This is a genomic window from Comamonas sp. HJ-2 (assembly GCF_053615495.1).
The window spans coordinates 248,297-268,427 of sequence record NZ_JBSIFD010000003.1; the positions used below are offsets into that span (position 1 = coordinate 248,297).

15 protein-coding genes are annotated in these 20,131 nt (G+C 62.1%); 9 read left to right on the top strand and 6 right to left on the bottom strand.

Going from position 1 to position 20,131, the window contains the following annotated elements; all coding sequences use genetic code 11:
* Positions 1 to 194 precede the first annotated feature (194 nt).
* Positions 195 to 1,172 (top strand): Bug family tripartite tricarboxylate transporter substrate binding protein, encoded by a 978-nt coding sequence (locus ACWGXF_RS04595; RefSeq protein ID WP_003064761.1) that lies wholly within the window; start codon positions 195 to 197, stop codon positions 1,170 to 1,172.
* A gap of 90 nt (positions 1,173 to 1,262) precedes the next feature.
* Here the strand turns inward: ACWGXF_RS04595 and ACWGXF_RS04600 are convergent, their stop codons facing one another.
* The 3 genes from ACWGXF_RS04600 to ACWGXF_RS04610 form a co-directional block, all read right to left on the bottom strand.
* Entirely contained in the window at positions 1,263 to 2,066 is an 804-nt protein-coding gene (locus ACWGXF_RS04600; protein WP_012840371.1) for a hypothetical protein, read from the bottom strand.
* 156 nt (positions 2,067 to 2,222) lie between these two features.
* On the bottom strand, positions 2,223 to 3,053 hold the full coding sequence (locus tag ACWGXF_RS04605; RefSeq protein ID WP_003064764.1) for a biotin--[acetyl-CoA-carboxylase] ligase: 831 nt from the start codon (positions 3,051 to 3,053) through the stop codon (positions 2,223 to 2,225).
* A gap of 134 nt (positions 3,054 to 3,187) precedes the next feature.
* Entirely contained in the window at positions 3,188 to 3,694 is a 507-nt protein-coding gene (locus ACWGXF_RS04610) for an SET domain-containing protein (protein WP_003064766.1), read from the bottom strand.
* A 117-nt stretch (positions 3,695 to 3,811) separates the two neighbouring features.
* Here ACWGXF_RS04610 and ACWGXF_RS04615 point away from each other — a divergent pair, with 117 nt between their 5' ends.
* Positions 3,812 to 6,736 (top strand): DNA topoisomerase III, encoded by a 2,925-nt coding sequence (locus ACWGXF_RS04615; protein ID WP_012840372.1) that lies wholly within the window; start codon positions 3,812 to 3,814, stop codon positions 6,734 to 6,736.
* Between the two features lie 65 nt (positions 6,737 to 6,801).
* On the opposite strand, the gene ACWGXF_RS04620 is transcribed toward ACWGXF_RS04615, so the two are convergent.
* Positions 6,802 to 7,395, bottom strand: a complete 594-nt coding sequence (locus ACWGXF_RS04620; RefSeq protein WP_012840373.1) for a TetR/AcrR family transcriptional regulator — start codon at positions 7,393 to 7,395, stop codon at positions 6,802 to 6,804.
* 168 nt (positions 7,396 to 7,563) lie between these two features.
* On the opposite strand from ACWGXF_RS04620, the gene ACWGXF_RS04625 reads away from it, so the two are divergent.
* From ACWGXF_RS04625 to ACWGXF_RS04645, 5 genes are all read left to right on the top strand, one after another.
* Entirely contained in the window at positions 7,564 to 8,808 is a 1,245-nt protein-coding gene (locus ACWGXF_RS04625) for a branched-chain amino acid ABC transporter substrate-binding protein (RefSeq protein ID WP_452101707.1), read from the top strand.
* A 103-nt stretch (positions 8,809 to 8,911) separates the two neighbouring features.
* On the top strand, positions 8,912 to 10,561 hold the full coding sequence (locus ACWGXF_RS04630) for an acyl-CoA dehydrogenase family protein (RefSeq protein ID WP_452101708.1): 1,650 nt from the start codon (positions 8,912 to 8,914) through the stop codon (positions 10,559 to 10,561).
* A gap of 14 nt (positions 10,562 to 10,575) precedes the next feature.
* Entirely contained in the window at positions 10,576 to 12,117 is a 1,542-nt protein-coding gene (locus tag ACWGXF_RS04635) for a class I adenylate-forming enzyme family protein (protein ID WP_256629314.1), read from the top strand.
* A 106-nt stretch (positions 12,118 to 12,223) separates the two neighbouring features.
* Entirely contained in the window at positions 12,224 to 12,991 is a 768-nt protein-coding gene (locus ACWGXF_RS04640) for a tyrosine-protein phosphatase (RefSeq protein ID WP_034351093.1), read from the top strand.
* Between the two features lie 137 nt (positions 12,992 to 13,128).
* Entirely contained in the window at positions 13,129 to 13,278 is a 150-nt protein-coding gene (locus ACWGXF_RS04645; protein ID WP_256629317.1) for a hypothetical protein, read from the top strand.
* A 68-nt stretch (positions 13,279 to 13,346) separates the two neighbouring features.
* Here ACWGXF_RS04645 and ACWGXF_RS04650 read toward each other — a convergent pair whose 3' ends face one another.
* Positions 13,347 to 15,656 (bottom strand): NADP-dependent malic enzyme, encoded by a 2,310-nt coding sequence (locus ACWGXF_RS04650; protein ID WP_012840379.1) that lies wholly within the window; start codon positions 15,654 to 15,656, stop codon positions 13,347 to 13,349.
* A gap of 240 nt (positions 15,657 to 15,896) precedes the next feature.
* Positions 15,897 to 17,411 (bottom strand): sulfatase-like hydrolase/transferase, encoded by a 1,515-nt coding sequence (locus ACWGXF_RS04655; protein WP_237734806.1) that lies wholly within the window; start codon positions 17,409 to 17,411, stop codon positions 15,897 to 15,899.
* Positions 17,412 to 17,552: 141 nt separating this feature from the next.
* Here ACWGXF_RS04655 and mnmE point away from each other — a divergent pair, with 141 nt between their 5' ends.
* Together mnmE and ACWGXF_RS04665 are read left to right on the top strand one after the other, a co-directional pair.
* A complete protein-coding gene (gene mnmE, locus ACWGXF_RS04660) occupies positions 17,553 to 18,980 on the top strand; it encodes a tRNA uridine-5-carboxymethylaminomethyl(34) synthesis GTPase MnmE (protein ID WP_256629323.1) in 1,428 nt (475 codons plus the stop codon).
* Between the two features lie 56 nt (positions 18,981 to 19,036).
* A complete protein-coding gene (locus ACWGXF_RS04665; protein ID WP_034351101.1) occupies positions 19,037 to 20,029 on the top strand; it encodes a restriction endonuclease in 993 nt (330 codons plus the stop codon).
* Positions 20,030 to 20,131 lie beyond the last annotated feature (102 nt).

Here is a 20,131-nt window from a genome sequence, read left to right on the forward strand (position 1 = left end):
GGTGCCTCCCAAGGCTGAGAAGCCGCGCCAGGCTTGGCTTTGCGCCCGCTTGCCCCGATGCGAATATCGGAAACTGCGTATTTGGCAAGTTCTCGCTTACCCTAGAATCAATTCGATCATGGGTTGTCTGAAGAGTCGCTATTTGCGCTCTGCAAGACAGCAATTTGGAATCACTGGATCCTGGGAGCTTTTTGATGCAACGACGTCAATTCATCTACACCGCCGCTGCTGCCGCAGCCGCTTCTTCTTTCTCCGGCATGAGCATGGCGCAGGACACATCGCGTCCTCTGCGCATCGTCGTGCCCTTCCCCGCTGGCGGCCCCACCGACATGGTGCCCCGCAATATGCAGGACGTGCTGATCAAGCTGCTGGGCGGCCAGGCCGTGGTGATTGAAAACAAGGCCGGCGCCGGCGGCTCCATCGGCATGGCAGAAGTGGCTCGCGCCACCGATGGCGTGACTTTCGGTATTGCCACCCTGTCCACCCATGGTGTGAACCCCGCCGTGTTCAAGAAGCTGCCTTACGACGCGATCAACGACTTCGTGGGCGTGACCGAGATCGTCAAGGCCCCCGGCGTGCTGGTGATCAACCCCAAGCTGATTCCCGTGAAGACTTTTGCCGAGTTTGTGGCCTACCTCAAGGCCAACCCCGGCAAGGTGTCCTATGCCACCCCCGGCAACGGCACCATCGGCCATATGTGGGGCGCCCAGTTCCTCAAGAGCACGGGCACCGAAATGCACCACATCCCCTACCGTGGCTCGGCTCCTGCCATCAACGACGTGCTGGGCAACCAGGTTCCCGTGTACTTCGATCAGGTGAACTCGTCCCTGCCCCATATCAAGTCGGGCAAGGTGCGCGCCCTGGCCGTGTCCTGGCATGAACGTCTGGACGTGCTGCCCGATGTGCAGACCTATGCGCAGGCCGGTCACCCCGACCTGAACGAGCCTTCCTGGTTCGGCCTGGTGGCCCCCAAGAACACGCCCGCCGCACAAGTGGAACGTGTGCAAAAAGCCATCATTGCCGCACTCAAGGACCCCGCCGTCAAGCAGCGCATGGCTGCTCAAGGCCTGTACCCCTCGGGCACATCGAGCGCCGACTTCACCAAGCAGATCGCCAGCGAAGTGGCCAAGATGAAGAAGCTGGCCGCTGTCGCCAATATTCATCTGGACTAAAAACAGGAGCTGGTTGCGCTTGTCGCAACTTGTTTTCCAATGCAAAAGGCCTGCAAATGCAGGCCTTTCTTGCGATAGCAGCTACGAAAATTACTTGGTACAGGCCTGCAAGGCCTTGGGCACCAGATTCTTGCCGGCCAGCGCCGCCACTTCGTTGCGCAAGGTCGGCGTGGCCTTGGGCAGACGCAGCGCATAGGTCGTCACATCGGGGCGCTCCTGCACCACGCGCGCGGTGCGCACGCCCTGGCGCGCGAAAGTGGCCAGCTGGCGCTGGGCGGCTTCTTCCGTCGAAAAACGCCCCAGCGACAGACCGGGCTCGAAGCTGCCGCCGGCGCGGTCGAAGTCGATATTCATCAGGCGCAACTCGCCGCGCTTGCGGTCCATGAATTCGGCGTCCGGGAACTTGCCCATATAGACCATCCAGCGCCCGCCCTGATGGCTGGCCACCAGCTCCCAATCGCTCTTGGACTTGCCCGCCAGCGCACGGCGAATGCTGTCGGCCTGCGCCTCTTCGATACCGTTGGCCTGATAGCAGGTCTCGGGCTCCTTAATGGCGGTCTTGGCATCCTTTGTGTCCTTGGCGTCCTTGGTTTCCCTGGCTGCGACGGTTGCAGCTTCGGGCTTGCCATCCGACTTGCTTTCGGGAGCTGCGGGCGGCGCGCTGTCGTCCACCGCAGGCGCTTCGGGCTCCATAGTCTTTGCCGGTTCAACAGCCGGAGCTTGCGCCGCTTCGGGCTGCTGCAGCACCAGGGCATCCGGCCTGATCTGCTCCTGAAGGCGCTGCGGCTCGGACTGCAACTCCGGCGCCAGCCCCATGCCGGCCAGATAGCCGTGGCTCCACATGTAGTAACCCGCGTTGCCCAGCAGCAAGAGCAGGAAAACGATTCTCAGCATAGGTTTCTCACATCAGTTATCCATGGGCTGCAGCCGCTCGCGGGCAGCCGAGCAAGGGCCTGGGCGGCCCCGCAGCGAGGGCTGCGTCCTTCTCCCCTGGCGCGCAGCGCGTAGAGAGAGGAGGAAGGCGCAAAGCGCCTCAGGAGGTGCTTCATTTCAAGCCTGCAGCGGGCTGCCAGCCGGACGCACGCTGATTTCAGAACTGGTCACGGCTTGCAGCCCGGTCGCTGTACGCACCAGAAAGCCGCCATCGGCAGCCACACCCTGGGCCATGCCGCTAGTGCCGTCGCTCAGATTCACCTCGCGTCCGGCCAGCAGATCGCGCTGGGCAAAGCGCTGCATCAGCGGGGCAAAGCCATGCCGGGCAAAGCTCTGCACCTCGGCCACCAGATTGGGCAATATGCAGGCCAGGGCCGTGGGCGCATCCAGTGCGGCATCAAGCTCCTGCAGGCAGGCCGGGGCCGTGCGCATGCCGTCACCGGGACGGGGACGCACATTGATGCCGATACCGATCACCACATAGCGCGGTGCCGTCATATCGTGCTGTTGGCCGCCGACAAAGCTGGCGGTCTCGATCAGAATGCCGGCCAGCTTGCGGTCGCCCTCCAGCCACAGATCGTTGGGCCATTTGATGCCGATCTTGGGCGCGGCCCCCGCTGCGGGAAGCTGGGGCTGCAGGCTCTCGGCCACGCTCACGCCCACCGCCAATGACAGCCCCGACCAGTCGCGCGGTGCCAGCGGCAGGCCCAGCGAGAACATCAGCGAATCACCGACGCCGCTGACCCAGTTGCGGCCCAGGCGGCCTCGGCCCTGGGTTTGCTGCTCGGCAATCAACAGCACCGGATCCGTCAGCCCGTCGCGCGCGCGGCGCATGAGTTCGGTATTTGAGGAGTCGATGGTCGGCAGCACTTCGACCGTAAAGCCCGGCAACTGCGGTGCTATGGCTTCCCACAAGGCTTCGGCATTCCAGTGAATCGGCTGAGTCATTTTTTATCTATCCAAATCTAAAAACTGGCGCAACGCAAGTCAGAGACGCCAAGCAAGGGCAGCCCCGCAGCGAGGGCGTCGTCCCCTTCCCATAGCGCAAAGTGCGTAGAGAGAAGGGGAAGGCGTGCAGCGCCTCAGGGGATGCTTGCAGGCATCGGCGGCTTCCAGCCCCTTTTCGGCGCCAGCATGGTGCCGCGGCAGTTCGCAGCGCCGCAGTAGCAGGCATATTCAGCCTTGAGCTTGGCCGTATAGCGCTCCTCCACCATCAGGCCATAGTCGTAGTTCAGTTCTTCGCCCGCTGCAATATTGCGCAGCGCCACGATATAGACGCGACCGTCGATCTCGTCGGTGTAGCAGTTGGGCGCGCAGCTGTGGTTGATCCAGCGCGAGGAATTGCCCTTGTGCGTGGCATCTATCACCCGCTCATCGTCGACCTGAAAGTAAAAAGTGTGATTGGGCTGGCTGGGATCATGCGGATGACGGTCCTGCGCCTCCTGCCAGTCAATCACTTCACCCACGTACTCAATAATGGTTTCGCCTTCCGCAATATCCTGCGCGGCGAAAACGCCTTTGCCATGAACGCCGGAGCGCCGGGTCTGGATGCGTCGGCCCGTTGAAGAGGCCAGTGATGTGCGGGGCATGTTTTCTCTGATACTTTGAATATGCACACATGTGCGCATGCGCGCGCGTGAGAAGCGAATTGTATGAGCCTGAGTTTCGATTCGGGTTCAGGTGGTTAATGACGACGAGAACACACAATGACTAAAACCCTGGTGATTGCAGAGAAGCCTTCTGTCGCACAGGACATCGTCCGTGCGCTGACCCCGGTGGCAGGCAAGTTCGAAAAACACGATGACTATTTCGAATCCGACAGCTATGTGGTGACCAGTGCGGTCGGCCACCTGGTGGAGATTCAGGCGCCCGAAGAATTCGATGTCAAGCGCGGCAAATGGAGTTTTGCCAATCTGCCGGTCATCCCCCCGCGCTTCGACCTCAAGCCCGTGGACAAGACCAAGACCCGTCTGAACGCCGTGGTCAAGCAGGCCAAGCGCAAGGATGTGACCGAACTCATCAACGCCTGTGACGCGGGCCGCGAGGGTGAGCTGATCTTCCGCCTGATCGAGCAATACGCGGGCGGCGCCAAGGGCGGCCTGGGCAAACCCGTCAAGCGCCTGTGGCTGCAGTCCATGACGCCGCAGGCGATTCGCGACGGCTTCAACAATCTGCGCAGCGATGCCCAGATGCAGGGCCTGGCCAGCGCCGCGCGCAGCCGCTCCGAAGCCGACTGGCTGGTGGGCATCAACGGCACGCGCGCCATGACGGCCTTCAACTCGCGCGACGGCGGCTTCTTCCTGACCACCGTGGGCCGCGTGCAGACACCCACCCTGTCCCTGGTGGTGGAGCGCGAGGAAAAGATCCGCAAATTCGTCAGCCGCGACTACTGGGAAGTGCACGGCACTTTCGACGCCCAGGCCGGCCAGTACCTGGGCAAGTGGTTCAACCCGCAGTGGAAGAAATCGGACGATGCCGAGGCCAAGGCCGACCGCCTGTGGAACAAGGCCGATGCCGAAGCGATTGCCGCCGCCGTGCAGGGCAAGCCGGCCCAGGTGACCGAGGAAAGCAAGCCCACCACCCAGGCTTCGCCCCTGCTGTTCGACCTGACCAGCCTGCAGCGCGAGGCCAACGGCAAGTTCGGCTTCTCGGCCAAGACCACGCTGGCGCTGGCGCAAAGCCTGTACGAGCGCCACAAGGCCCTGACCTACCCACGTACCGACTCGCGCGCCCTGCCCGAGGACTATCTGCCCGTGGCACGCCAGACCTTCGACATGCTGGCCACCAGCGGCATGCGCCATCTGGCGCCCTTTGCCCAGCAGGCCATCAACGACAACTACATCCGCCCCACCAAGCGCGTCTTCGACAACAGCAAGGTGTCGGATCACTTTGCCATCATCCCGACCACGCAGGCCCCTTCGGGCCTGTCGGAAGCCGAACAGAAGCTGTACGACCTGGTCGTGCGCCGCTTCATGGCCGTGTTCTTCCCCAGCGCCGAATACCAGGTCACCACACGCATCAGCAAGGTGGAGCAGCACAGCTTCAAGACCGAGGGCAAGGTGCTGGTCAAGCCGGGCTGGCTGGCCATCTACGGCAAGGAAGCCGCCAACGAGGTGGAGGACGCCAAGGAAGGCGACAAGGGCCAGCCCCTGGTGGCCGTGCAGCCCGGCGAGCAGCCGCGCACCCACCACGCCGATGTCAAGGGCCTCAAGACCAAGCCGCCGGCACGCTACTCCGAAGCCACGCTGCTGGGCGCCATGGAAAGCGCCGGCAAGCAGATCGACGACGACGAGCTGCGTGAAGCCATGCAGGAAAAAGGCCTGGGCACGCCAGCCACGCGCGCGGCCATCATCGAAGGCCTGCTGACGGAAAAGTACATGCTGCGCGAAGGCCGCGAGCTGATCCCCACGGCCAAGGCCTTCCAGCTGATGACGCTGCTGCGCGGCCTGGAAGTCGAGGAGCTGTGCCGCGCCGACCTGACCGGCGAATGGGAATTCAAGCTGTCGCAGATGGAAAAAGGCCAGCTCTCGCGCGAAGCCTTCATGCAGCAGATCCAGGCCATGACCGAGAAGCTGGTCAAGAAGGCCAAGGAATACGACCGCGACACCATTCCCGGTGATTACGCGACGCTCTCCACGCCCTGCCCCAACTGCGGCGGCGTGGTCAAGGAAAACTACCGCCGCTACGCCTGCACGGGCGCCAATGGCGCCAGCGAAGGCTGCGGCTTCTCGTTCACCAAGTCGCCGGCCGGCCGCACCTTCGAGACAGCCGAGGCCGAGCAGCTGCTGCGCGAACGCCGCATCGGCCCGCTGGAAGGCTTCCGCTCCAAGGCCGGCTGGCCGTTCGTGGCCGAGGTCGCCATCGTGCGTGACGAGGAAAACAGCAACTTCAAGCTGGAATTCGACTTCGGCGACGACAAGGACTCCGAGGACACGGGCGAGATCGTGGACTTTGCCCACCAGCAAAGCCTGGGCCCCTGTCCCAAGTGCGGCTCGCCCGTCTTCGAGCATGGCGCCAACTATGTCTGCTCCAAGGCCGTGCCCACGCTGGCCCAGACCACGCCCAGCTGCGACTTCAAGAGCGGTCAGATCATTCTGCAGCAGCCCATCGAACGGGAGCAGATGAGCAAGCTGCTGCAGACCGGCAAGACCGATCTGCTGGAGAAGTTCGTCTCCAACCGCACGCGCCGCAACTTCAAGGCCTTCCTGGTCTGGGATGGTGCTGCGGGCAAGGTGAACTTCGAGTTCGAGCAGCGCGAAGGCAAGTACCCGGCACGCAAGACTGCCGGCGCAGCGGCGGCCAAAACCACGACGGCTGCCGCCAAGAAGACAGGCACGGCAGCCAAGAAGACCGCCGCCAAGACAGCGACCAAGACCGCTGCGGTGAAGAAGCCCCGCACCGTGAGCGCCACGCTCAAGCCCAGCGCCGACCTGGCCGCCGTGATCGGCAGCGAACCCACCTCGCGCCCCGACGTGATCAAAAAGCTCTGGGACTACATCAAGGCCAACGGCCTGCAGGACGCCAAGGACAAGCGCGCCATCAACGCCGACGCCAAGCTCAAGCCGGTGTTCGGCAAGGAGCAGATCAGCATGTTCGAGCTGGCCGGCATTGTGGGCAAGCATGTGAGCTGATCGCCAGCCCTGCCGCAATGACCAACGAGGACCGCCGCGGCTTGCCGCTGGCGGTCTTTTTCATTTCAGGCAGCGCAGCGCAGGGCGTTCAGATAACCAGATATGGCCGTGTTGGCGCGCTGGCGCAGCAAGTCCAGATCCGGCGGTGCATCGGCGGCCAGATAGCTGTGATTGAACAGGCCGTACAGAATGCACTGGCTCACCCGCGCAGCATCGCGCACCGGGTAGTCCGGGGGCAGATCGACGGCCTGCTCTATGGCTGCGGCCCAGGCATCCACAAAGCGTTCGAACATCTTACGGTAGGCCTCGGAAGTGGAGTAGTGGCGCTCCAGCAGATAGTGGGCACCCCATTCATCTGCCCGCTCGCGGTGCGCCTGCAGCTGTGACTCGATCACCGCCTCGGCAATCTGCATCAGCGGCTGGCCCGAATGACTGCCGGTCACGCCGCGAATGCCCAGCAGCAGCGACTTGGAGCGCAGATGCAGGCAGACCTTGGCCAGATCTTCCTTGCCCGAGAAGTACTCGTAGAAGCTGCCCAGCCCGGTGCCCGCCACCAGGACGATCTCGCGCACGGTGATTTCCGCGTAACTGCGCTCAAGCAAAAGCCGAACAAAGGCGTCCTGCAGGGCCTGAAACGTCTGCCGCGCGCGGGACTGCAAAGGGCGGCGACGCCCTGCTGTCGCGGTCGAAGGAGTGCGTGGTTTCATGCTGGCCAAATCCGAACACCTTTTTTGCACGGTTTCCTAGAATTTTTGACAGGTACCTCGATGCCATTGTGCATTGCGGCCTGGCGAATAAAAAATTCCTATGAGAGGACGGAGACAAGCATGCACCCTCGTATTTCCACTCCCCTGGCGGCAGTGGCTCTGGCCTGCGCATCACTCGTTCATGCGCAGCCGGCCACGGTGGTGAAGATTGCCTCGCTGGATGCCATGAGCGGCCCCATGGCGGGGCTGGGCCTGAACATACTCAAGAGCTTCCAGTACAGCGCCAAGCTTGCCAACGAGCAAAGCTGGGCCGGTGCCGTGAAGTTCGAGGTCGTGCCCTTCGACAACCGACTCTCCGCACAGGAGGCGCTGAGCCAGCTCAACTCCATCATCGGACAGAACATCCGCTATGTGGTGCAGGGTGCCAGCTCCTCGGCCGTGGGCCTGGCACTGCAGGAAGCCATCGAAAAGCACAACAGCCGCAACCCCGGCAAGGAAATCATCTACCTGAACTATGCGGCCCAGGCACCGCAGATGACCAATGCCAGGTGCAGCTACTGGCACTTCCGCACCGATGCGAATTCGGACATGAAGGTGGCCGCGCTGACCTCCTATCTGGCCGGGCAAAAGCAGGTGAAGCAGGTCTTTCTGCTCAACCCCAACTATGCCTATGGCCAGGAAGTCTCGCGCGCCACACGCAGCATGCTGGCGGCCAAGCGCCCCGACCTGAAAATCGTGGGCGATGACTTCCACCCGCTGGGCCAGGTCAAGGATTACTCCCCCTATATCGCCAAGATCAAGCAATCCGAGGCCGATGCCGTCATCACTGCGGACTTCGGTGCCGATCTGGCGCTGATCGTGCGGGCCGCACGCGAAGCTGGCTTGAGCACGGACTTCTATACCCTCAACGGCAACAACTTCGGCGTGCCCAGCGCCATGGGGGCAGCAGGGCAAGGCAGGGTCAAGCTGATCTCGGCCTTCAGCCCCAACTCTGAGCCACTGGCAAGCAACCCGCTGCTGCCGGGCTTCAAGCGCCAGTTCAACGAGGACTTCATCAACGGCCTGGGCCACAACGCCATGCTGATGCTGGCCCAGGCCATTCGCGAGGCCAAGTCCGTGGAACCTGCCGCCGTCGCGGCCAGGATGTCGGGCATGCGCTTCGAGGGCATCAACGGCCCCGTGGAAATGCGCAAGAGCGACCACCAGGCCCAGCAACCCATCCATGTGCTGAGCTGGGAAAAAGTGGACGGCAAGGCCGTGGTGCATGACCAGGAAGGAACGGGCCTGGGATGGAAGCCCGTGAGCACGGTTTCCGCACAGGCGGCCAGCCTGGACACCAGCTGCAAGATGAAGCGGCCATCCTGAACCCGCACCCTGGCGGCCCCTGACCGCCAGTTGCGCATGACATAGAAATCACAAAGCCCTGCGCCCTGCTGCGGGCAGGGCCACATAGCAAGGAAGAGACATCATGACTGGCATCCATCCCCATAACCAGGCTCCGGAGCTCAAGGACTACAACGTCTACACCAGCGACCCGGTGCTGCAGCGTGCCGTGACACGCGGCGGCGCACAGTGGCGCGACCCGGAGCTGCAACGCCAGGGCGCGGAATACGGCGCCGAAGCCACGCTGCGCGCCGCAGAAGAAGCCAATCACTTCGAGCCCGAACTGCACACGCATTCTCCCTCGGGCGACCGTATCGACCAGGTGCGCTTTCACCCCGCATGGCACCAGATGATGACGATTGCACGGCGCAACGGCATCTCCAACCTGCCCTTCACCGACAAGCGGCCAACGGCCTGGGCCGCCTATGGCGCATCGCTATTCATGCACAGCCAGATCGAGTCCGGCTCGACCTGCCCGACGACCATGACCAAGGCCAGCATTCCGCTGGTGCGCATCAACCCGCAACTCAATGCGGTGCTGGGGCCGCTGCTGGAATCCACTGACTACGACGCGCGCGACATCCCCGCCGAGGGCAAGCGTTCCATCACCGTGGGCATGGGCATGACGGAGCGCCAGGGCGGCAGCGATGTGCGCAGCAACACCACACGTGCCGTGGCCCTGAACCCATCGGGCAGCAGCGGCCCCTGGGGCGAGGAATACCTGATCACCGGCCACAAGTGGTTCTTCTCGGCCCCCATGTGCGACGGGCATCTGGTGCTGGCCAAGACCGAGGAGCGCGGCCCCACCTGCTTTTTCGTGCCACGCTGGCGGCCCGACGGCAGCAAGAACGCCATTCATATCCAGCGCCTCAAGGACAAGGTGGGCAACCGCTCCAACAGCAGCAGCGAAGTGGAGTTCGGCAACGCCTGGGGCGTTCTCATAGGCCAGGAAGGCCGGGGCATTTCCACCATCATCGAAATGGCCACCTACACCCGCCTGGACTGTGCGCTGTCCAGTGCAGGCTTCATGCGCCAGGCCCTGGTCCAGGCCCTGCACTACACGCACAACCGCCATGCCTTCGGCCTGCCCCTTGTAGAGCAGCCGGTGATGACCGGCCTGCTGGCCGATATGGCATTGGAATCCGAAGCCGCCACCTGGCTGGCCATGGATCTGGCTGCACGCTTTGGCTCCGAAGACGCCCTGGATCAGGCCTGGCGCCGCATCGTCACGCCTGCCGCCAAGTTCTGGAACTGCAAGCGTGCCGTGGGCTACACAGGCGAAGCCATGGAAGTCTTCGGCGGCAACGGCTATGTGGAGACCGGCCCCATGGGGCGCTTGTTCCGCGAAGCACCCGTCAACTCCATCTGGGAGGGGTCGGGCAACGTCATGTGCCTGGATGTGCTGCGCGCCATTGCCCGCAACCCGGACGACGCCCATCTGCTGCTGGACCATCTGCGTGAAGTCGGTTCGGAGGAAGCCGTGCTGCGTGCGCAGGTGGACAAGCTGCGCGAGGCCGTCACCCTGCCCCCGCAGGAGCTGGAGCGCGAAGCTCGCCGCTTCACCCAGCGCCTGGCCACCACGGTGCAAGCCACGCTGATGCTGCAGCATGCGGGTAGCGACAGTGCCTCGGCCTTCATCGGCAGCCGCTTCGACCCGGACTGGGGCCCGGTGGCAGGTGTTGCCTGCGGCAGCAGCGACCCAGCCGCTCTGCTGCGCAATGCCTGGACAGGCTGAGGAGGACGCCAGCAATGATGAATTTCATTTCCCTGCTCGACCAGCAGGCACGCACGCGCCCCGAAAAACTGGCACTGCGCGCCGACGGCCAGGACTGGAGCTATGCCGCGCTGGCGCAGGCCGGCCGCCAAGCCGCCACCGTGCTTTATGAGCAAGGCGTGCGCCAGGGCGACAAGCTAGGCCTGCTGTGCTTCAACACCCCGGGCTTTGTGTTTGCGCTGCTTGGCGCCTGGCGGCTGGGCGCGGTCGTCGTGCCCATCAACCACAAGCTGCAGGCCCCGGAAGTCAGCTACATACTGCGCCACTCGGGTGCCCGCCTATGTCTGGTGGATGGTGCGCGCGCTTCGCTGATCACCGCCATCCAGGCCGAACCACAGCCACTGGCCGACATGCAGTGGCTGAGCACAGCTTCTGCCACCGAAGGCCTGGACTGCTTCGATGAGCTGCTGGCGCAGGCTGCGCCCTGCGGCGACGAACATGGCCGACCTGCGCCACACGCTCTGGCCGAGATTCTCTACACCTCCGGCACCACGGGCCAGCCCAAGGGCTGCCTGCACAGCCATGCCAATGTCTTCCATGCCGCCCTGTGTGCAGCGGCGGCCACCTCGCTGTCGCCCACGGAGCGCACGCTGATCGCCATGCCCATCTGGCACTCGTCTCCACTGAACAACTGGTTCCTGGGCACCTTGCTCATGGGCGGCACCGCCGTGCTGATGCGCGAATATGCGCCCAGGGAGTTTCTGGAGACGCTGGCGCAGGAACGCATCAGCTTCACCTTTGGCGCACCGATTGCCTTTCTGGCTCCGCTGGCCGTGGTGCCCGATGTGGCCAGCTACGACTTCAGCGCCATGCGATTGTGGGCCTACGGCGGTGGCCCTCTGGGCGCAGACATGGCACGCAAGCTGGCTCAGGTCTATCGCAGCGACCGCTTCATGCAGGTCTATGGCATGACCGAATCGGGCCCTCTGGGCACCGTGCTCTACCCCGAAGAAGCCGTGGCCAAGGCAGGCTCCATAGGTCGCTGCGCCATACCCGGCGTTGAACTGGAAGTGCGCCGTCAGGACGGCAGCCTGTGCAGCCCCGGCGAAGTGGGCGAGATCTGCCTGCGCTCTGCGGCCATGATGCAAGGCTATCTGGACAACCGCGAGGCCACGGCAGCCGTGCTGGACGACCAGGGCTGGTATCGCAGCGGCGACCTGGCGCGCGTGGACGAGGACGGCTATCTCTACATCGTGGACAGACTCAAGGACATGATCATCACCGGCGGCGAGAACGTCTACTCCAAGGAAGTGGAAGACGTGCTCTGCACCCACCCCGATGTGCAGGACGTGGCCGTCATCGGCCGCCCTCATCCCGAATGGGGCGAGACCGTGGTGGCAGTGCTGACCCTCAAGCCCGGCAAGACGCCGGACCATGAGGATCTGCGCCAGTTCATGGAGAGCAGGCTGGCTCGCTACAAGATTCCGCGCATCTTTGAAGTCCGTGACGCACTGCCACGCACCGCGACCGGCAAGCTGCTCAAGCACATGCTGCGCGGCAGCACGACCAGCCACTGAGGTCAAAGGCAGGCGGCGCTTTTCGTCGGGGCCGACGATGCATGCGCCGCAGCTGGGTAACACGGATGACATGGACGGGTCTTTGCAATCCGCTATAAGCAGTGATATGCAACTGAACCACGACCTGCTGACGGAGCGCCCAGCGCGCCAAGTCTCCCTCTCGGGAGCCTCCAATTTCCGTGATCTGGGCGGATATCGGGGCCTGGACGGCCGCCGCCTGCAATGGGGCAAGCTGTACCGCTCCGCCCATCTGGCGCATCTGACGCAGCAGGATCTGGAACAGCTGCAAAAGCTGGGCATCCACCGCAGCGCGGACTTTCGCGGAGAAGGCGAAAGCGCGCATCTCTCCTATGACTGGCCCAGGATCGAACGCCATGCCCTGGTCGTCGAGCCCACGGTAGTGCAGCGCGCCCAGTCCATGATGGAGCAGGGCCGCAACCTCAGCAGCCGCGATACCGAGGAGCTGATGCATGACACCTACCGCAGCTTTGTGAACGTGTACGGCAATCGCTTTGCACAGTTCCTCGCGCTGCTGCAGCTCAGCGATGCGCCGCTGGTCTTTCACTGCACGGCCGGCAAGGACCGCACGGGCTGGGCCGCTGCCCTGCTGCTGACGGCGCTGGGTGTGGACGAGGAGCAGATAATGGAAGACTATCTGCTGACCAATCAATACTTCAGACGCCCCGCCCAGATGTACGGCCAGCTGTCCGAAGAGGCTCTGGACGCGCTGTGGCGCGTGCAGCCGTCCTACCTGATGGCCTCGGTCGATGTGGTGCGCGCCCAGCATGGCAGCGTGGACCGCTATCTGACCCAGGTTCTGGGTATAGACGGTGCTGCACGCGAGCGGCTGGCCGAGCTGTATCTGGAGACCTGATCAAATTTGATAGCTGCCAATGCTTGTCCTGAATTGGTTTCATACCAATTTCAGGCATAACAAGCTGTTACGGCAGGGTATCTTCGGCCCGCTACCATGAGCCATAAGCCGCAATGGATGCGGACAAGGAAATGCAGATGCGCAAATGGCTCACCCTGGCCGCAGCAGCCGCCACGCTGACGCTGACGGCCTGCTCCGGCACCATGCCGGCCTCCTCCAGCTCCAGCGGAGCCGGCAGCGTGGAAATCTTTGGCACGGTGGACACAGGCGTCAGCCGCACCTGGTAAGCCCCGCCGCAGGCACAAAAAAGCCCGCCGTGCTCCATGCACGGCGGGCTTTTGTTTTTACCGCGTAATTAACGGCTGACGTTGGCGTCGGCCACGGTCAGCGCCGTCATGTTCACGATACGGCGTACCGTGGTGCTGGGAGTCAGCACATGCACGGGCTTGGCCGCACCCAGCAGCACCGGGCCCACGGCAATGCCGCCGCCGGCAGCCTGCTTGAGCAGGTTGTAGCTGATGTTGGCGGCGTCGATGTTGGGCGACACCAGCAGGTTGGCATCACCCAGCAGCGTGCTGTTGGGCATGAGCTTGGCGCGGGCCTTGCCGTCCAGGGCCACATCGCCGTGCATTTCGCCATCCACTTCCAGCCAGGGCGCCTGCTCGCGCAGCAGCTCCAGGGTCTGACGCATCTTGACGGCGCTGGGCTGGTTGCTGGAGCCGAAGTTGGAGTGGCTCAGCAGCGCAGCCTTGGGCTTGATGCCGAAGCGCATCATTTCCTCGGCGGCCATGATGGTGATCTCGGCCAGTTGCTCGGCCGTGGGGTCGTAGTTGACGTGGGTGTCCACCAGGAACACCTGGCGCTCGGGCAGCAGCAGGCCGTTCATGCAGGCATAGGTGGCCACGCCGCTGCGCTTGCCGATGACCTGATCGATATAGTTCAGGTGCACATTGGTGTTGTTCCAGGTGCCGCAGATCAGGCCGTCGACCTCGCCCTTGTGCAGCAGCATGGAGCCGATCAGCGTCAGGCGGCGGCGCATTTCGATCTTGGCGATGGGCGCGGTGATGCCCTTGCGCTCCGTCATGCGGTGATAGCTCTGCCAGAAGTCGCGGTAGCGCTCGTCATGCTCGACGTTGACCACGTCGTAGTCGGCGCCTTCCTTCATGCGCAGGCCGAACTTCTCGATGCGCTGGGCAATGATGGCGGGGCGGCCGATCAGTGTCGGGCGGGCAATGCGTTCGTCCACCACGATCTGGGCAGCGCGCAGGATGCGCTCTTCCTCGCCCTCAGCATAGGCCACGCGCTTCTTGGTGGCCTTCTTGGCGGCGTGCACGATGGGCTTCATCATGGTGCCGGAGGCGTAGACAAAGGTCTTCAGATGCTCGCGATAGGCATCCATGTCCTGGATGGGGCGCTTGGCCACACCGGCTTCGGCCGCAGCCTGGGCCACGGCGGGCGCCACGATCAGCATCAGGCGCGGATCGAAGGGCTTGGGAATCAGGTACTCGGGGCCGAAGCTCAGCACCTCGCCCACATAGGCGGCTGCCACTTCTTCGGACTGCTCGGCCTGGGCCAGCGCGGCAATCGCATGCACGCAGGCGATCTCCATCGAGGTGGTGATGGTGGTCGCACCGCAGTCCAGCGCGCCACGGAAGATGTAGGGGAAGCACAGGACGTTGTTGACCTGGTTGGGGTAGTCCGTGCGGCCCGTGGCGATGATGGCGTCGTCGCGCACCGCCTTCACATCTTCAGGAATGATTTCCGGGTTGGGGTTGGCCAGCGCGAAGATGATGGGCCTGGCCGCCATCTTCTTGACCATGTCCTGCTTGAGCACGTTGCCGGCGGACAGGCCCAGGAAGGCGTCGGCGCCCTCGATCACCTCACCCAGCGTGCGCAGCTCGGTCTTCTGGGCAAACAGCGCCTTGTCCGGATCCATCAGCTCGGTACGGCCCTCATAGACCACGCCGGCAATGTCGGTCACGAACACGTTCTCGCGCTTCAGACCCACTTCCAGCAGCAGGTTCAGGCAGGCCAGAGCCGCGGCGCCGGCGCCCGAAGCCACCAGCTTGACCTCTTCGATCTTCTTGCCCGCGACCTTGAGCGCGTTGACCATGGCCGCTGCCACGGTGATGGCCGTGCCGTGCTGGTCGTCGTGGAAGACGGGAATGTTCATGCGCTTGCGCAGCTCGCGCTCCACGAAAAAGCACTCGGGCGCCTTGATGTCTTCAAGGTTGATGGCGCCGAAGGTGGGCTCCAGCGCAGCAATCACGTCGACCAGCTTTTGCGGATCCTTCTCGTCGATCTCGATATCGAACACATCGACGCCGGCGAACTTCTTGAACAGTACGCCCTTGCCCTCCATCACGGGCTTGGAGGCCAGCGCACCGATGTCGCCCAGGCCCAGCACTGCCGTGCCGTTGGAGATCACGCCCACCAGGTTGCCGCGGCTGGTGTATTTGAAGGCCGCAGCGGGGTCCTTGACGATTTCCTCGCAGGGCGCAGCCACGCCGGGTGAGTAGGCCAGGGCCAGATCATGCTGATTGGCCATGGGCTTGGTTGCCGTGATGGCCACCTTGCCGGGCTTGGGGAACTCGTGATACTCCAGTGCCGCCTGACGCAGCAACGCACGTTTATCAATCGAGGTAATGGGCTTGGTGTCGGACATCAGCGGTCTCCAGCTCGCAAAGTAAGTCATCCGCAGTAAGGACTCTCTATGGGCACACAGCCCGGCCCCTGCGCTCCTGCGGACGATGAAATCGGATTTTGGATTGTAGGCCGAGTGCTATCAAAAAAAGAGGGGGTGCAGCTCGGCGTTTAAGGTCAAACAGCCATGACTGTTCAATAACAATGCAAACAAAATCATAACATTATGCGAAAAATGCATAACACATGGAGATTTTGCACCTCAGGGCGTGCAGGCATCGTCGCGATAGAGCTCGGCATAAGGCACGCCATCGAAATGCAGCTTCCGGCTGTCCTGCAAATGCGGCATCGCCGTGCTGACGTCGTATCCCTGAGCTGCAATCAATATCTCGGGCGCCAGAGTCGTGCTGTGTGCCATAGGACTTTCAGAGATCGCCACCTCTTCACTCCCTTGCAGACCCCTCATTGCCTCGTTCGTCCAATATGCCAGTGGCACCTCCAGCACTGACTGATCATTGCCCTGGCGAGGGCTGTCCACACAAGGAGGAACTCCAAGGCCATGATCAGACACGTAAAGCAGCGCGCTGGGCGCGTCAGACGCTTCATCCAGCATGCGAATCCAGTCGGCCAGCAGGTCCGAGGTATAGCGAATCGAGTTATCGTATGAATCTGCGCCCTCATAGCGGGAACGAGGGTAGCGCTGGGAGATATCGGGATGACTGCCATAGGTATGAAGAACCACTAGCTTATGTGACGCGTCATCCGCCAGCGACTTCTCCAGCCAAGTCGTCATCACTTCGTCATGTGCCCCATTGCCCACCTTGGCATAGACATCCGCAGAGCGACGCAATATCTGCGAGTACATATCCTCGCTCTTGTCATTGAATCTGGAGTTGGAAAAGACAAAGGTCTTGTAGCCAGCATGCCGAGCCAAATCCAGGAACGAAGGCGAGGCATTTTTCTGGCTGTCGAAAGCAGACTGCCCCGTCAAAATATAGGGCAGTGCCTTTGCCGTGTTGAAGCCATGAGCCATGACCTTGTAGGTCCGCAAACCGGAAACCTGCCTCAGTGACTGATTGGTATCGTCTTCCTGATAGCCCAATAGTGACCAGCGATGGCTGCTGGCACTCTCACCAATAATCACCACCAAGGTGTTCGCCTGAGATGCACTTGGCCTGGCAGGCAATGTCGGCTGATAGAAAACCTCTTTTTCCAGATCGCCATAACGCACTGCAGCCTTGGCCATATGCATGGGGTAGATATGACGCAGTTTATGCACATAGTCATTGACGGTGAACTGCTGAGTCATGCCAAAGGCAAAAAAACTGGTCCAGAGCAATCCTATGCCCAGCAGTATTCTTTTCTCCCATTTCTGAAATGGAGCTGCTCCAGCCTTGCAGTTTTTAAAGAGAAAGTAGCCACAGCCGAAACTTGCTACCAGCCAGCACAGCACGACAAGAATCATCTGGCGATTGATGGAGTTCAGGAACTCGGCAGCCTCATGAGCTTCGGTGCGCAGCACCGTGGCAAGGGAAAACTCATCGATCATGTTTCCCAAAAACTGGGCATGAAAAATATTCGCAGCGCCGATAAAAATCAGAAGTGGAATACAGATCGCCAGAGACTTTCGGGACAGCGCCAAAGGATAGAAGAACAGCGCGGCCAACAGCGTGTAGCCCACTTCTTTTCCATATGAGCGAATGAGAAACGGAGGTGAAAAAAGCAATATCCAGGCGATTAGAGAGCCCAGTCTCATTGCAAAGGAAGATATATTCATATTTCGTGACAGATTTGTGACGATTGTATGAAATACTTCTTTTGTTAAATAGCCGCCCAAGCAGCGCTCACCACTGACTTTCTAGGACTTGACCCGCAGGGCTATGATTCGCGGCTTCTCTTCTCGACCGAAAGTCCGCCCATGCTGCCCCGCCACAACGACCCGATTGCCGCCATTGCCACCGCTCCGGGGCGTGGTGCCGTGGGCATTGTTCGGGTCTCCGGCAAAGGCATTGCTGCGCTGGTACGGACGCTTTGCGGCAAGGCGCTGAAACCGCGCGAAGCGACTTATCTGCCTTTCAGGGATGCGGGCGGCTCGCCCATAGACCATGGCCTGGCCATCTACTTTCCCGGCCCGCACAGCTACACGGGCGAGGATGTGCTGGAACTGCAGGCCCATGGCGGCCCCGTGGTGCTGCAGCTGCTGCTGGCACGCTGTCTGGAAGCAGCACAGAGCGCCAATGAAGACGGCAAGCCGGTGCTGACTGGGCTGCGCCTGGCCCAGCCCGGCGAGTTCACCGAGCGTGCTTTTCTCAACGACAAGATCGACCTGGCCCAGGCCGAGGCGATTGCCGACCTCATCGATGCCAGCACCGAAGCCGCCGCACGCAGTGCCAGCCGTTCGCTGTCGGGCGCCTTCTCGCAGGAAATCCATGTGCTGCGCGATGCCCTGGTGCATCTGCGCATGCTGGTGGAGGCCACACTGGACTTCCCCGAGGAGGAAATCGACTTTCTGCAGAAGGCCGATGCCTTTGGCCAGCTGGAGCGCCTGCGCCACCAGGTCACTGCCGTGCTGGCACGCGCCCACCAGGGCGCGCTGCTGCGCGAAGGCATCAAGGTGGTGATTGCCGGCCAGCCCAATGCGGGAAAAAGCTCGCTGCTCAACGCGCTGGCGGGGGCCGAGCTGGCCATTGTCACCCCCATTGCCGGAACCACGCGCGACAAGGTGCAGCAGACGATTCAGATCGAGGGCGTGCCCCTGCATGTGATCGACACCGCAGGCCTGCGTGACAGCGATGACGAGGTGGAGCGCATCGGCATTGCACGCGCCTGGGACGAGATTGCAGCAGCCGATGCCGTGCTCTTCCTGCACGACCTGACCCGCGTGGAACAGGCCGACTATGCGGCAGCCGATGCCGATATCGCCCGCACCCTGCAGGACAAGCTGCCCGCGCAGGTACCGGTCATCCATGTCTGGAACAAGACCGATATGGCGGCTGCCGACGTGCAGTCCCGCCACACCGCCCAGCTGAATACCGAGCAGATCGCCTTGTCGGCCCGTACCGGCGATGGCCTGGATGCGCTGCGCAAGCGCCTGCTGGAAGTGGCGGGCTGGCAATCCGCCCCCGAAGGCCTGTACTTGGCCCGCGCCCGCCATGTGGAAGCCCTGCAGGCCGTGGATGCCCATCTGGAGATGGCCGACGAGCAACTGGCCGCTCAATCCGCCCATCTGGACCTGCTGGCCGAGGAGCTGCGCCTGGCCCAGCTGTCGCTGAACTCTATTACCGGCGAATTCAGCTCCGACGACCTGCTGGGGGTGATCTTCTCCAGCTTCTGCATTGGCAAATAACTCTGGTGTTCCGTCAGCAGAAATAGTGGTCCGACACCCACTCAAAAAGGACTTTTATGGCACGGATGTGGATGGTACGAGGCGAAGGCGGCAGTCTGTACGATGCTTTCCGAGAGCAAGGCGTGGTCGCCGTCGGCTGGAGTCAGTTGGCGCCACATGCCAAGCCTGGAGTTGACCGAAAGCAGTTAATTGCACTCTTTCAATCCATGGAGCCGCAGTCCAAGCAAGGCAGCGTGATATCGGGCGCTTCACAGGTCTGGCGTTTCGTCAATGAAATCCAAGACGGCGACTGGATCATTACTTACTCACCAGCCAACCGCCTCTACTCGATCGGCAAAGTTATGGGGCCATCCGAGCACCGCCCAGAATCGGCCGAGCAGGGCTTGTCTTTGGTGCGCAAGGTTCAGTGGCAAATGCAAGAACTCGCACGCGACAGTCTTAGCGCCAGTACAAAAAACAGCCTGGGCTCAACCCTGACTCTGTTTGAAGTCCCGTCCAGCGCAGCAAACGAAATACAAGCCGCACTAAAGGGCAAGCCAGCCCCAATACAGGCATACGAAGTAGAAGAAGAAACAATTGACCCACTGAGTGGCATTGAGGAACGTGCGCGAGAGCAGATCAAGGACCTCATCGTCAATCTGAGCTGGAAAGAGATGCAAGAGGTCGTCGCAGGCATCCTGCGAGCCATGGGCTACAAGACACAGGTGTCGCCAGACGGAGCAGACCGGGGCAAAGACATTGTTGCATCGCCCGATGGTTTTGGCTTTGAACACCCTCGCATCGTCGTTGAGGTCAAACACCGCAAGGAGCAGATGGGTAGCCAGGATATCCGCAGCTTCCTCGGTGGCCGACACAAGGATGACCGGGGTCTGTATGTAAGCACAGGCGGCTTTACCAAGGATGCACTGTACGAAGCAGATCGTGCCTCCATCCCATTGGCGATGTGGACACTAGAGCATGTAGTCCGTGCATTAATCGAGCACTACGATGCCACCGATGCCGAGACCAAGCGCCTCATTCCACTAAAGCGACTGTATTGGCCTGCATAGATCTTTGATCAGACGGCGCATCAACATCGTTGGCAACCAACGAAATCTGCCCTTATTCGTCCCATAAAAAAACGCCACCTTTTCAGGTGGCGTTTTTGTTGG